This is a genomic window from Baekduia sp., assembly GCF_035996765.1.
In the GTDB taxonomy this organism is placed as follows: domain Bacteria; phylum Actinomycetota; class Thermoleophilia; order Solirubrobacterales; family Solirubrobacteraceae; genus Baekduia.
Genome location: NZ_DASYJG010000038.1, coordinates 22,003 through 35,030, shown reverse-complemented (window position 1 = coordinate 35,030; position 13,028 = coordinate 22,003). Strand labels below are relative to the sequence as shown.

The 13,028-nt window shown below is 71.1% G+C and carries 13 protein-coding genes; 4 read left to right on the top strand and 9 right to left on the bottom strand.

What is annotated here, in order from left to right:
- The 7 genes from VGO10_RS08940 to VGO10_RS08910 all read right to left on the bottom strand — a co-directional run.
- A partial coding sequence (locus VGO10_RS08940) for an ATP-dependent metallopeptidase FtsH/Yme1/Tma family protein (protein WP_327467350.1) occupies nucleotides 1–1,181 on the bottom strand: 1,181 nt, incomplete at its 3' end.
- Nucleotides 1,182–1,264: 83 nt separating this feature from the next.
- On the bottom strand, nucleotides 1,265–1,795 hold the full coding sequence (gene hpt / locus VGO10_RS08935) for a hypoxanthine phosphoribosyltransferase (RefSeq protein WP_327467348.1): 531 nt from the start codon (nucleotides 1,793–1,795) through the stop codon (nucleotides 1,265–1,267).
- A 12-nt stretch (nucleotides 1,796–1,807) separates the two neighbouring features.
- Entirely contained in the window at nucleotides 1,808–2,758 is a 951-nt protein-coding gene (gene tilS / locus VGO10_RS08930; protein WP_327467346.1) for a tRNA lysidine(34) synthetase TilS, read from the bottom strand.
- Nucleotides 2,759–2,762: 4 nt separating this feature from the next.
- Nucleotides 2,763–3,956, bottom strand: a complete 1,194-nt coding sequence (locus VGO10_RS08925) for an adenylate/guanylate cyclase domain-containing protein (RefSeq protein WP_327467344.1) — start codon at nucleotides 3,954–3,956, stop codon at nucleotides 2,763–2,765.
- Nucleotides 3,957–4,140: 184 nt separating this feature from the next.
- Complete coding sequence (locus VGO10_RS08920; protein ID WP_327467343.1) at nucleotides 4,141–4,986, bottom strand: lysophospholipid acyltransferase family protein; 846 nt, start codon at nucleotides 4,984–4,986, stop codon at nucleotides 4,141–4,143.
- Between the two features lie 55 nt (nucleotides 4,987–5,041).
- Nucleotides 5,042–6,022, bottom strand: coding sequence for an NAD-dependent epimerase/dehydratase family protein (locus VGO10_RS08915; RefSeq protein ID WP_327467342.1), 981 nt, complete (start codon nucleotides 6,020–6,022; stop codon nucleotides 5,042–5,044).
- A 5-nt stretch (nucleotides 6,023–6,027) separates the two neighbouring features.
- Nucleotides 6,028–6,360, bottom strand: a complete 333-nt coding sequence (locus tag VGO10_RS08910) for a hypothetical protein (RefSeq protein WP_327467341.1) — start codon at nucleotides 6,358–6,360, stop codon at nucleotides 6,028–6,030.
- A gap of 48 nt (nucleotides 6,361–6,408) precedes the next feature.
- On the opposite strand from VGO10_RS08910, the gene VGO10_RS08905 reads away from it, so the two are divergent.
- On the top strand, nucleotides 6,409–7,104 hold the full coding sequence (locus VGO10_RS08905; RefSeq protein WP_327467340.1) for a hypothetical protein: 696 nt from the start codon (nucleotides 6,409–6,411) through the stop codon (nucleotides 7,102–7,104).
- A 20-nt stretch (nucleotides 7,105–7,124) separates the two neighbouring features.
- Here the strand turns inward: VGO10_RS08905 and VGO10_RS08900 are convergent, their stop codons facing one another.
- Nucleotides 7,125–7,613: a hypothetical protein gene (locus VGO10_RS08900; protein WP_327467339.1), complete on the bottom strand. Its 489-nt coding sequence runs from the start codon at nucleotides 7,611–7,613 to the stop codon at nucleotides 7,125–7,127.
- Between the two features lie 369 nt (nucleotides 7,614–7,982).
- On the opposite strand from VGO10_RS08900, the gene VGO10_RS08895 reads away from it, so the two are divergent.
- From VGO10_RS08895 to fdhD, 3 genes are all read left to right on the top strand, one after another.
- Nucleotides 7,983–10,562, top strand: coding sequence for a lytic murein transglycosylase (locus VGO10_RS08895; protein ID WP_327467337.1), 2,580 nt, complete (start codon nucleotides 7,983–7,985; stop codon nucleotides 10,560–10,562).
- Nucleotides 10,563–10,650: 88 nt separating this feature from the next.
- Complete coding sequence (locus tag VGO10_RS08890) at nucleotides 10,651–11,439, top strand: hypothetical protein (RefSeq protein ID WP_327467335.1); 789 nt, start codon at nucleotides 10,651–10,653, stop codon at nucleotides 11,437–11,439.
- A 31-nt stretch (nucleotides 11,440–11,470) separates the two neighbouring features.
- Nucleotides 11,471–12,238 (top strand): formate dehydrogenase accessory sulfurtransferase FdhD, encoded by a 768-nt coding sequence (fdhD, locus tag VGO10_RS08885; RefSeq protein ID WP_327467333.1) that lies wholly within the window; start codon nucleotides 11,471–11,473, stop codon nucleotides 12,236–12,238.
- Between the two features lie 9 nt (nucleotides 12,239–12,247).
- Here fdhD and VGO10_RS08880 read toward each other — a convergent pair whose 3' ends face one another.
- Entirely contained in the window at nucleotides 12,248–13,015 is a 768-nt protein-coding gene (locus VGO10_RS08880; protein WP_327467331.1) for an NAD-dependent deacylase, read from the bottom strand.
- Between the last annotated feature and the right edge of the window lie 13 nt (nucleotides 13,016–13,028).

Below are 13,028 nucleotides of genomic sequence, written 5' to 3'. Positions count from 1 at the left end.
TCGACCTGCGTGATCTCGCGCTTGCCGTTGCGGGCGGCAAGCAGCGCGGCCTCGTTGACGAGGTTGGAGAGGTCGGCGCCGGTGAAGCCCGGGGTCTGACCGGCGAGATCGTCGATGTGGATCTCCTTGGCCAGCGGCTTGCCGCGCGTGTGAACCTCGAGGATCTTCGCGCGGCCCTTGCGGTCCGGACGATCCACGACGATCTGGCGGTCAAAGCGGCCGGGGCGCAGCAGCGCCGGGTCCAGGATGTCCGGACGGTTCGTGGCGGCGATCAAGATGACGTTGTCCTTCATCTCGAAGCCGTCCATCTCGACGAGGAGCTGGTTGAGCGTCTGCTCGCGCTCGTCGTGCCCGCCGCCCATGCCGGCGCCACGGTGGCGGCCGACGGCGTCGATCTCGTCCATGAAGATGATGCAGGGCGAGTTCTGCTTGGCCTGCTCGAAGAGGTCGCGCACGCGGGAGGCGCCCACGCCCACGAACATCTCGACGAAGTCCGAGCCCGAGATCGAGAAGAACGGCACGCCGGCCTCGCCGGCCACGGCGCGCGCGAGCAGCGTCTTGCCCGTGCCCGGAGGGCCGAAGAGCAGCACGCCCTTGGGGATGCGCGCACCAAGGGCCTGGAACTTCTTCGGGTTCTCGAGGAACTCCTTGATCTCGTGGAGCTCCTCCACCGCCTCGTCCACACCCGCGACGTCGCGGAAGGTGATCTTGGGCGAGTCGACCGACATGCGCTTGGCGCGCGACTTGCCAAACGACATGACCTTGGAGCCGCCACCCTGGACCTGGTTCATCAGGAAGATCCAGAACGCGATGAAGATGACGAACGGCAGCACGTAGGTCAGCAGCCCCAGCAGGGCGCTCGACTTCCGCGGCTGGATGTCGTAGTTCTGGATGTTGTGGTTGGCCTTGGCCGTCTGCAGCTGCTTGGTGAGATCGGCCGAGCCCTGATCCGTGAAGCCTGTCTCGTACTTCTTGCCGCTGGCCTCCGTGACCGAGATCGAGTTGTCCTTGGTCTTCAGCTCGACCGACTTGATGACGCCCGGCTGCTGAAGCTGCTGGATGAACTCGCCGTAGCTCGGCGGTGCCTTCTGATCACCCGTCGAGATCAGCTTCTGGGCAAAGAAGGCCAGCACCACCACGATGAGGATGGGAAATGCGGCGCTTTTGAAGAACCGGCTCATAGGAGGTGCGCGGGGGGCTTTCGCATCGTGCGCAAGGCGCTGAGGGTATCAGGGCAGTGCTTGCGCCCCGGACGGTTGCGTGCCTACTGCTCGCTCAACGCGGCGACGTACGGAAGGTTGCGGTAGCGCTCGGCCACGTCGAGGCCGTAGCCGATGGCGAACTTGTCGGGGATCTCGAAGCCGACGTAGCGCGTCGGCAGCTCGACCTTGCGCCGGTCAGGCTTGGTGAGCAGCGCGCAGACCTCCAGCGATGCGGGCTCGCGCGCGCCGAGGTTGCGCATCAGGTACTGCAGCGTCAACCCGGAATCGACGATGTCCTCGACGATGAGGACATCGCGGCCGGCGATCGGCCGATCGAGGTCCTTGAGGATCCGCACGACGCCCGAGGAATCGGTCTCTGACCCGTAAGAGGAGACGGCCATGAAGTCGACCTCGCAGGGGATGTCGATGTGACGCATGAGGTCGGCCAGGAAGAAGACCGCCCCCTTCAGGACGCAGACCAGCAGCAGATCGCGATCGGCGTAGTCGACCGAGATCTGTGCGCCGAGGTCGCGGACCTTCTGCTTGAGGTCATCGGGCTGGACGAGGATCTCGCCGATCTGGGGGTCCCGCATAGGACGCGCAAGCTAACGCTTCGGCGGCCGCGCGGGCGTGCGCCCTACCCGAACGGTGCCGTCGGCCACGATCGCGCGCGCGCCGTCGCCGAGGTCCAGCGCGCCGTCGTCACCCAGCGCGAGCACATCGGCCAGGCGCGTCGCGGCGCGCCCGCAGAGGCCGCCGACCGCCTCCTCGGCCAGGCGCCGCAGCACGAGCCGTCCCAACGCCCCGGGCAGCGCGACGAGCTCGGCGCGCGGCAGCTGGTCACGGCCTCCTAAGACGCCATCGACAAGCTCGTCGAGCACCGCGCCCTCATCGCGCAGCAGGCGCGCGGTGCGCAGGATGTTGACCTCGGCGCGCGCGTCGACGGCACGGAGCGCCGGCAGCAGGTCCTCTCTGACGCGGGCGCGCGCGTAGGCACGGTCCAGGTTGGAGGCATCGTCACGCCACGGCAGCCCGCGCGCCTCACACCACGCGGCGGTGTCAGTCCGGGTGGCCTCGGCGGCCAGCAGCGGGCGGATCAGCCGCTCGGTCTCGGCTTCCATGCCCCGCAGCGCCCGCCGCCCCGGCGAGACCGCCAGCCGGTAGAGGATCGTCTCGACCTGGTCAGAGATCGTGTGGCCGGCGACCAGGCGCGCGCCCGGGCCGAGCGCTGCGACGGCTTCGGCCCCGGCGGCGTAGCGCAGCTTGCGCGCCCAGCCCTGCACGTTGCCGCTCGGCGCCCCCGCGCGACGGAGCTCCAGCGCGACGCCGAGCCGCTCACAGAGCGCGACGCAATGCTCGCGGTCGCCGTCAGACGCCGCCCCGCGCAGGCCGTAGTCGACGTGCAGCGCCTGGACCACATCGACGCCCGCGAGCTCGACGCAGATGTCCAGCAGGCAGGTCGAATCGCGCCCGCCCGAGAACAGGACGACGAGGGGGGCGCCGCCGCCGGTCGGGACGATGCCGGTGGCGCGGACGCGCTCCAGCAAATCGTCCATCGCGTCAGTCCTTCGGTCCGGCGCTGCGGGCGAGGAACAGCTCGGTCGTGTCGGCAAAGCCCTTGAGGCGGACCTCGCCGATGCGTTCGAGCTCCAGGCCGGCATGGGCGTGGTCGACGACCGGTCGCGTCGCCAGCACCTCGCCCCCGGCCGCCCGCGCCGCGACGCGCGAGGCCTGGTTGACCTCGCGTCCGTAGTAGTCCCCGTCGCGGTAGAGCGTCTCGCCGTAGTGGATCCCGATGCGCGGCAGCGGGCGCCGCTTGAAGTCCTCCTGGAAGGCCACCGCCCAGTCCAGCAGCGCCGCCGGGTCAGAGCCGACGACCATCACCTCGTCGCCGATCGTCTTGATGATCCGTGCCTCCTCGGGCAGCGAGAGCTCAACCTGCTCGACGAAGCGCTCGACGGTGCTCACCGCCTCCTCGTCGCCGAGCTCCTCGGTCAGGCGCGTGTAGCCCGCGAGGTCGGCAAAGGCGATCGCCACGCGCAGCCGGCCGAGGTCCAGCTGCCCGTCGCCGAGGTCGGTCTCCATGTGGCCGATGACGTCCTGCTCGATGAAGTGCTGCAAGAACCGGTTGTGAGCGTGGTCCATGATCGGCGAGGCCAGCGGCAGGATTTCGCGCGCGAGGCCCTCCATCTCCTCCGCCATCTCCCAGCCCGGGACGCCGTCGCGCATCAACGGCTCGTGGACGTAGAGGTGAAAGAGCCGGACCTCGGCATCGGCGATCTGCGACATCGCCTGGCCGTAGACGCGCACAAGCTGCAGGAAGGCAACCAGCGGCAGCCCGGCGGCGAGCACGGCAGCCGCGTAGCGCAGCAACTGCACGTCGTCGTCGGTGAGGCGCTCCAGGCTCTGGGCGCCGAAGCCCATCGACAAGAAGATGCGCTCGATCAGCGCGGCCTCGAGGCCGGTGTCGCGCGCGGCAGCGGCCAGCGTCCAGGTCGCGGGCGCATCAGGCAGCAGCCCCTCGATGTAGCTGGAGGCCAGGCGGCCGCTCTCGGTCGCCTCGCGGATCTCGGCAAGCGAGTGGCCGCGCTCGCGCAGCCGCGCGACCACCCGCGCATGGGCAAGCGAGGCGGCGGTCGGCGCACCGTCGCCGTCGACGGGCACGAGGCCGGAGGCGACCCAGCGCCGCAGCGTCGGCGCGGTGATGCCGACGCGCCGAGCGATCTCGGCGAGGCTCGGGTACTCGCCGCTCATCGTTGCGGGCTCCTCATAAAGGCGGCGAGACCCCGGTGTCGGATCCCGCCGCTCGCGGGCACGGCCCGCGACGAGGCCGCCGGTGCTCGTCCGCGAGGGGCGGCACCTTGCGGGTGGAATCGAGCCACCCACTCTCCGGCCTTATGTCCGTCATGGGTACTCCCGTGGCCGGCAGAAGTCAACGTCATCGGAACGCCCCCTGACGTTCGATCAGGTTGTCGTACACCATGGACTGGATGCGGGCACGGACGTCCTCGGCCACTTCCAGCACCGTCGCGCGATCGTCAGCGGCCTCCGCGCCGAGCGGCGCGAGGTCGATCGGGGCGCCAAACGCGATCCGCCAGCGCGACGGCAGCGGGATCGCGCCGAACGGTCCGAGCAGCGGGAACGTCGGCGTGATCGGCATGTATGGGGCGCCGAACAGCTTGGCCACACCGGGGAGCTCACCCAACTTGGGGTAGATCTCCTCGCTGCCCACGATCGCACACGGGATGATCGGCGCGCCCGTGCGCAGCGCGAGCTCGACGAAGCCGCCACGCCCAAAGCGCTGCAGGCGGTAGCGCTCCGACCACGGCTTGCCGACGCCCTTGGCGCCCTCGGGGAAGACCATCACCAAGTGGTCTTGCTGCAAGAGGCGCAGCGCGTTGTAGGGCGAAGCGGGGACGCCGCCGTTGCGACGGATCGCGACCGATGCCCACGGCAGGCCGAAGGCCCAGTCCAGGACGAGAAAGCGCGGGTCGCGGGTGATGCCCGCGCGGCGCAGCGCGGTCGCCATCATCGCCGCGTCCCACGGCAGGACGCCTGCGTGGTTGGCGACCAGCAGCGCGCGACCGTCGCGCGGGACGTGCTCGGTCCCGGTCGCGGTCACGCGCCACCAGCGGTCATAAAGAAAGCTCAGCAGCGGCTCGGCGGCTGCGGCGAACGAGGGGTCGTAGCCCCACTCGTCCTCCTCGTAGTCGCCGCGCAGGCGGCGCCCGGCGGCGTCGAGCGCGCGGCGCAGGTCGCGGACGAGGCCGAACGGGCCGATCATGCGGCCGCCGCCGACTGTTCGTTTCGCACAGCTCCCGGAGATCCGCACGAGCGGCTCATGCGGCAGCCCTCACAGGCTCTGAGCGGATCTTCGCGGCGACCGCATCGATCGCCTCAGCGGTCGTGTGCGTCGGGACGAAGTGCAGGTCGCGGCGCATCCGCGTGGTGTCGACCCCGCGGCCGTGGCGCAGGTAGCGGACGACGTCATCGTTAAGCGGCGGCAGCGCGCCGGTGCGCGCCAGCGCGGCGACGGTGGCGCCGTACAGCGGCGCGGCGATCGGCAGCGAGCGCTTACCTAGCCGCCGCAGCGTCCGCGCGAGCGAGACCGTCCCGTCGCCGGCGACGTTGACCGCGCCACGCACCGGGGCGGCGACCGCCGCCGCCACCGCGCCAACCGCATCGTCGTCGAGCAGGAACTGCAACCGCGGGTCGTAGCCGAGGAACGTCGGGACGACCGCCGAGCGAAAGAGCCGCATGATCGGCGTGTCGACCGTCGCACCGATGACCGGCTGCAGCCGCAGGACCGTGCAGGTCACCGCCGGATGGCGACGGGCAAACGCCTCGACGAGGCGCTCGAGCTCGCCAACGTCACGCTGGAAGCGCGTGCGCAGGGTCGCGCTGCGCGCCAGGTCCTCGGTGAAGAAGGCCGGCGCGTCGGGCGCCGAGCCGTAGATCGAGGCCGACCCACGGACGATGAGCGCCTGCAAGCCCGGCAGCTCGCCGCAGGCGGCCAGGAGCTGGAGCGTCCCGATCACGTTGAGGTCGTGCAGCGTGTGCACCGAGCGGCCGGGCTCGGGAAACTGGACGATGTCGTGGTGGACGACCACCTGTGGTGCCGCGACCTTCAGGATCGAGGCGAGCTCGCCGCCGCGCAGGTCAGCCTCAACGAACGTGATCCGGTCAGCAAGCGCGCCGGGCGGCCGGCGGGTGTCGATGCCGATGACGTGCTCGACGTTGGGGTCGGCGGCCAACGCCGTGGCGACCCGCGCACCCAACGGGCCGGACACGCCCGTCAGCAGGACGCGGCGCGCGGTCACCGGGCTCAGGAGCGCTTGGGCTTTGGCTTGGGCTTGGGCTTGGGCTTCGCCGCTGCGGCACCCTCGAGCTCGGCGACCCGGCGCTCCAGCGCATCGACCTGCGCCCGCAACGTGTCGAGCTCCTCCGGCGACGGCGGCCGCAGCTCCTCCAGCGCATCACGGACGCGCGAGGCGGCGCCGACCAGCTCGTCGGCGAGCTCTTGCGCACGCTTCTGCACCGGCGCGGCCCCCTGCGCGGTCGCGCCGAAGGCACCCTCGACCGCTGAGCGCAGTTGCTCGGCGCGAGACTTCGCCCCGCCGCTGCCCTCCGGCCCGTCCTGATCGGCGTTCTTGGCCATCGCTCCAGCGATTCTACGGAGCGCGGCGATCCGTATCGTGGCGCGCCCGTGCCGGAACCCACCGCCTCGCCGATCCACCTGCGTCCCGTCGCGGCGCTCGCCGAGCGCGTGCTGCTGCCGGGCGACCCCGGCCGCGCGCTCGCTCTCGCCCAGTCCGTGCTTGGCGACGACCGCCTGATGTTCAACCACCACCGCGGCCTGTGGGGGTACACGGGCACGGCTGCGGACGGTAAACCGCTGACGATCCAGAGCACCGGCATGGGCGGTCCGAGCGCGGCGATCGTGCTGGAGGAGCTCGTGACGCTCGGCGTCCGCCGGGCGGTGCGGGTCGGGACGGCGCGCGCGGTCGACGCGACGCTGGACTGCGGCGACCTGCTCGCCGCGACCGGCGTGGTGGCCGACGACGGGACGAGCCGCGCGCTCGGCGCCACGGCACATCAGGATCTGGATGGCCCGGTGACCGAGCACTTGGTCGCCGCCGCCGACCGCGACGGCATCGTCGCCTCCCACGACCTGCTCTACGCGCCCGACGCCGTCGCGCTCACCGAGGCCTGGAGCGCCGCCGGCGCGCTGGCGGCCGACCTGGAGACCGGCGCGCTGGCCGCCGTCGCCGCGCGCCACGGCATCACCTTCGCCGCGATCGTCACGATCGCCGTCGACATCCGCGGCACGCGCTGCGATGACGAGGCGCTCGCCGCGGCCGGCGACGCGGCCGGGCGTGCGGCCGCCGCGGCGCTCGCCTGACAGCTGTCAGCGCCCGGTCGCTAGGCCGAGGCCTTCTTGGCCGCCGCGGGCGAGGCCTTCTTGGCAGCCGCGCGCCTGGGCGGGGATGCCGACCCGCCCGCCCCCAGCTTCTTGCGCAGCGCCTCGACCTCGTTGCCGAGCTTCTGCAGCGCCTCTTCGATCCCCCCAAGCCGCTCCTCGATGCCGGACGACGGCCGGGCCGATATCTCCGCGAGCCGCTCGTCGAGGCGATCGACGCCGTCCTCGATGCCCTCCAGGCGCTGGCTCAACGAGCGCACGCGCCGTGTGAGCCGTTCGAGATCGGCCGCCGATGGCAGGTTGAGCGCCCCCATCGCGGCCTCCTGGGCCTGTGCCGCCTTCTCGCGCGCGTCAAACGCCCCGGCGAGCGCTCGGTGCACCAGCGGGCTCTCGAGCAGTTGCTGGGCCACCTGCCCGAGGGCGTCCTCGCCCTGCTTCTGCAGGCGCTCGCGCAGCCCGTCGTTGGGGTCGTTCTCTGCCTGTTCACTCATCGGTCGTCTCTCTTGTATTTGATGCAGCGCGTGACGGCCGCAAACCGTACTCGGCGGCGTGGCCTTGACAAAACACTCAACCTCGACCAGAGGCTGAGCTCAAACATTCCCAACCCCGAGGGCGCAACTTGCCGCTGACAACGGACGTCCGGTCTTCAAGTCCGCACGCCGTCTGGCCGATCTCTGGGACACGCACCTCTTCTGGAGCTGTGCCCTCCTGGGTACACGCCCGCAGGTGGTTGCGGTTTGCACAACCAGAAACATGCAAGTACCGTCCTGCATTCCCGATCGGCTCCCCTTGGTAGGGTCACGCTGCACCAGCGGCGCGGTCGGGCCTGACCGGGTCGCGGGAGGAGATTTCAACTTTTCATGAGACGGCGCAAGCTGCTGATCGGACTCATGTCCGCCGGGGTGTTCACGGCGGGCTTCAGTGCTGCCGTTTTCCCGGCGTCGGCACAGCTGCGGACCATCACGGTCACGCTGCTGGGCGGCCAAACCGTCACGGTGCAGGTCGACACGCCACCGGACGCCGCCACGACCGGCACCGACGCGCTGCCGGCTGCCTCGACGTCGACGTCTGACGCGAGCGCCACGACCGACGCCACCACGCCGGCGACGACCACCGACGCCGGCACGAGCTCCTCCCCCACGCCTGCGCCGCCCGCGGCCACGCCGGATCCGCCGGCCGCGACGCCCGCGCCCGCGGCGACCGACCCCGGCGCCGCGCCGGTTCCGAGCGACGCTGCCCCCGCCGGCACCGCGACCGACAGCGTGCCCGCTCTCGGCGAGAGCGCGCCCTCCGTCTCGGCCGGCGGCCAGCAGGGCCAGGGCACGGTCGGCAAGGAGCTGCGCAAGGCGACCGGCGACAACGCCGACGGCTCCAAGTCCGACGGTAAGCCCGACGCCACCGCGATCCGCCAGTCCGATGGCGTCCCGACCGCGGCCAACCCGACCTTCTCCGAGGGCCTCCCGGGCGCGGCGGCAATCGGCGTCCCGAACTTCTTCATCGACAAGTTCCGGATCCCGCCGTTCCTGCTCCCGATCTACCAGGCTGCCGGCATCGAGTACGGCATCCGCTGGGAGGTCCTGGCGGGCATCAACGAGATCGAGACCGACTACGGCCGCAACCTCAACGTCTCGACCGCCGGCGCGCTGGGCTGGATGCAGTTCATGCCGTCGACGTGGAAGCAGTACGGCGTCGACGCCAACCACGACGGCAAGAAGGATCCCTTCAACCCCGTCGACGCGATCTTTGCGGCCGCGCGCTACCTCAAGGCCGCCGGCGCCGACACCGACGTGCGCAAGGCGATCTTCTCTTACAACCACGCCGACTGGTACGTCGACTCGGTTCTCATGCGCGCGCGGCTGATCGGCGGCATCCCGTCCGATCTCGTCGGCTCGCTCACCGGTCTGACCCAGGGTCACTTCCCCGTCAGCGCCAAGGCCACCTACGCCGACGACCTCTCCGAGCGTCAGATCAACGCCAAGATCGCCAAGGGCCACAACGCGGCCGTGCCGGTCGAGGCCAACACGAGCCGCCGTGGGATCAACATCTACGCCAAGGCCGGCTCAGCGGCGATCGCGACCCAAGACGGCAGGGTCGTCAAGATCGGCAAGACCAAGCGCCTCGGTCAGTTCATCCAGATCCAGGACGTCTACGGCAACACCTACACGTACGCGCAGCTCAAGAAGGTCGCCATCGCCTACGCCGTGCCGAAGGCCGAGAAGGTCTCCAAGGCGCAGGTCGCCAAGGAGCTGGGGCTGCCCAAGAAGGACCCCAAGCCGACCCAGGCCGCCAGCGCCGGATCGCAGCCCAAGGCCGCCGCCGCCAAGAAGAGCGCCCCGCAGGCCGTCGCCTCCGCGCAGACCGCCGGCGCAAAGGTCAGCGTCGTCGGCTCGACGCAGGTCAACGTGACCAAGGAGCGCGCGTTTGCCAACCCGTCGCGCCCGGCGTCCTACAAGCAGGGCGGCGAGGAGCAGCTGCTCAACCGCGAGTTCCAGTCCGGCGGCACCAGCTACCAGGCCCAGTTCACCAAGGTCCTCGGCCTGGACGCCAAGAACGTCACGATCAAGAAGCTCAAGGTGGGCTCGAAGGTTGTGGCCGGAACGGTCCTGGGCCGCGTCGGCAAGACCCAGAAGCACGTCGCTTCGCACCTCCTCTTCGAGATCCGCCCCGCCGGCAAGGGCGCGCCGAGAATCGACCCCAAGCCGATCCTCGACGGCTGGAAGCTGCTGGAATCCACCGCGATCTACCGCGCTGCCGGCAAGAACCCGTTCTTCGGCCCCGACGCCAAGAACCCGTCGATCGGCCAGATCCTGCTGATGAGCAAGGAGTCGCTCCAGCGCCGCGTGCTGACCGACTCGCGCATCCAGATCTACGACTGCGGCCGCACCGACATCCGCGCGGGCAACATCGACCGCCGCGTCCTGGCCACGTTGGAGTTCCTCTCCGCCTCGGGCCTCAAGCCCACGGTCAGCGCGCTGGAGTGCGGCCACAGCCTGATGACGACGTCGGGCAACATCTCCGAGCACTCGAGTGGCTCGGCCGTCGACATCGCCGCGATCAACGGGATTCCGATCCTCGGCCACCAAGGCGAGGGCTCGATCACCGACATGACGATCCGCCGGTTGCTGACGCTGCAGGGCACGATGAAGCCCCACCAGATCATCAGCCTCATGACCTTCGACGGCGCCGACAACACCCTGTCGCTGCCCGATCACAACGATCACATCCACGTCGGCTTCCGCCCGCTGTACGGCTCGGACTCCAAGCTCGGCCGCCAGCTCAACTCGGCGCTGAAGCCCAAGCAGTGGATCAAGCTGATCGACCGCCTCGGTCAGATCGACAACCCGAAGGTCCTGACGTCGCCCTCGAAGTACGCGATCGACGACCCGAAGACCGCCACGACGCCGGCCGACCGCGCCAGCGACGCGCACGCCAGCGAGTAGCGCCCTGGACGCCCCCACCCCCGGGTCCCGCTTCCGCTTCGTCCAGCTGGAGCTGCCCTGGGTCCTTGGTCCCGCCGACGGGCGCTATGTGCTGCGCGGCCACGCGGGTGAGCCCGAGCACGTGCTCGTCCTGGAGACCGTCGGGGCGGAGCCGCGCCGGCGCCTGCTGCGCCGCCGTGGCGGGGCCAAGCGCGTCTCCGAGGAGCCGGAGCTCGCGACCGTCCCGGTGACGGTCGCCACGCTCATCGCCGCGACGCCGCTCAGCGACCACGATGTCGCCGCCGCGTGGCTGGAGGGCGCCGACCTGACCGCCGAGGTTCATGCCGCGGTCGCCGTACTGAACACCGTCCTGCACGCCGAACGACTGGTGCGAACCGATCCGTTCGTGCGCGAGATCGCCGCCGAGCAGGCGCTGGCGATCCGCGTCGGCATCGGCAACGGCGAGGATGTCGCCCACGGCCACTGGGCCGAGGCGCGCGCGCTGCCGCCGGCCGCCACGGCGCCCAAGAAGCGCGAGCGCGCGCTGCGCCCGCAGGAGCGCTTTGCGGCGCTGCTGGCCGGCCGCGACGTGGCGCTGGCCGCCGAAGAGCTGACGCTGCGCGCGCGGCTGGACCTGGATCGCGGGCGCACGCGCGAGGCTGCGCTGCAGCTGCGTATCGCACTGGAGGCCGCGCTGGCCGAGTTGCAGGCCTGGTCACACCACGAGGAGATGGCCACACGGCTGGCCGAGCTGCGCGACGAGCGGGCAGTGGTCGGCGCGGCGGCCAACCGCGCGCTGGAGGGCGGGCTGGACGCGCAGCAGGTCGAGGACGTCGGCCGCATCCTGAGCCGCCTGGAGGCCGCGCTGATCGCGCGCGTGGCCGGCGGGCTGGACTAGCCGCCGAGTCCTGCGGCGGCATACTCCGCCGATGGCCGGCGACGCGACGATTCGCATGCACGCCCCCGTCGTGCGCGACGACGGGGTGGCCGACCGTGTCGCGGTCGAGGAGCCGCTGGAGATCCGCGTGCGAGGCCGAGCGCTGGCGATCACGATGCGCACGCCCGGCCATGACGAGGAGCTGGCCGTGGGCTTCCTCCATGGCGAAGGGCTGCTGGCAGGCCCGATCATCGCTGCCGGGCCGACGCCCGACCTCAGCAACAATGCCGTCGAGATCGACGTCCCGCTACGCCCCGAAGCACGCGAGCGGCGCTTCTACACGACGTCCTCCTGCGGCGTGTGCGGCAAGGGCGCGCTGGAGGAGGTCGCCGTCCACGCCGAGCGGCTCGGCCCCGGCCCATCGATCGACCGCGCGCTGCTCGCCGCGCTCCCCGACCGCCTGCGCCAGCCCGGCTTCGCGGTCACCGGCGGCCTCCACGCCACCGGCCTCTTCGACCCCGCCGGCACGCTGCTCTGCGTCCGCGAGGACGTCGGACGCCACAACGCGATGGACAAGGTCATCGGGCGCGCGCTGCTCGATGATGAGCTCCCATTCGCCGACCGGATCCTCTGCGTCTCGGGCCGGCTCTCGTTCGAGTTGGTGCAGAAGGCGGCGGTTGCCGGCTGCCCGATCCTCGTCGGCGTCGGCGCCCCCACCTCGCTGGCCGTCGAGCTCGCCTCCGACCGCGCCATGACGCTCGCCGGCTTCGCACGCGGCGGCCGCGTCAACGTCTACGCGGGCGCCGAGCGCGTGCGCTGAGCAGCAGCGCTACAGCGCGGCGACGAGCGCTTGCAGCTCGGCGACGACGTCGCCATCGAGCTTGACCGCCGCGCGTGCGTCCCACGGTGTGGGGCCCTGCGTGATAACCGCGACCGCGCCGCCGGTCTGGCGGGTCACGCCCGGCAGCTGGGCGATCGGATGGACCTCCAGCGAGGAGCCGATGCAGAGCAGGACGTCGGCGCCGGCAGCCAGGGCGTAGGCTCGCTCCAGGGCGCCCTCCGGCAGCCACTCGCCGAAGAGGACGACGTCGGGCTTCAGCGGCTGGCCGCAGTCGCAGTCCGGGACCGAGATCGGCGAGGCCTCCAGCCGCGCGCGGACCTCGCCGATCGGATACCGCCGGCCGCAGGTCAGACACGAGGAGGTGTCGATCGAGCCGTGGACCTCGATCAGCTCCTGCGATCCCGCCCGGCGGTGCAGGCGATCGATGTTCTGGGTGATCACCGCATCGAGCTTGCCGCGCCGCTCCAGCTCCACTAGCGCGTGGTGCGCGCCGTTGGGCTCCTTGTCCTCCAGCGTCTGGAAGCGGTTGCCGTAGAAGTGCCAGAAGCGCTCGGGGTCGGCGCGCCAGGCATCGATGTGCGCGACCTCCATCGGGTTGACGTTCTCCCACAGGCCGCTTCCCGGCGAGCGGAAGTCGGGGATCCCGGACGGCACCGAGATCCCCGCGCCGGTGAGCGCGACGACCGACTCGGCCTCCCGGATCAGGGAGGCGAGTCGCTCGATCCGCGCGTAGTCAACCGTGGTGGCGACGCTCACCGCCATCAGGCTA

Bases quoted from the DNA above. Each gene is read 5' to 3' on its own strand.
- hpt (WP_327467348.1), bottom strand. From the start codon at position 1,795: ATGCGGGACCCCCAGATCGGCGAGATCCTCGTCCAGCCCGATGACCTC.
- tilS (WP_327467346.1), bottom strand. From the start codon at position 2,758: ATGGACGATTTGCTGGAGCGCGTCCGCGCCACCGGCATCGTCCCGACC.
- VGO10_RS08925 (WP_327467344.1), bottom strand. From the start codon at position 3,956: ATGAGCGGCGAGTACCCGAGCCTCGCCGAGATCGCTCGGCGCGTCGGC.
- VGO10_RS08920 (WP_327467343.1), bottom strand. From the start codon at position 4,986: ATGATCGGCCCGTTCGGCCTCGTCCGCGACCTGCGCCGCGCGCTCGAC.
- VGO10_RS08910 (WP_327467341.1), bottom strand. From the start codon at position 6,360: ATGGCCAAGAACGCCGATCAGGACGGGCCGGAGGGCAGCGGCGGGGCG.
- VGO10_RS08900 (WP_327467339.1), bottom strand. From the start codon at position 7,613: ATGAGTGAACAGGCAGAGAACGACCCCAACGACGGGCTGCGCGAGCGC.
- VGO10_RS08895 (WP_327467337.1), top strand. From the start codon at position 7,983: ATGAGACGGCGCAAGCTGCTGATCGGACTCATGTCCGCCGGGGTGTTC.
- fdhD (WP_327467333.1), top strand. From the start codon at position 11,471: ATGGCCGGCGACGCGACGATTCGCATGCACGCCCCCGTCGTGCGCGAC.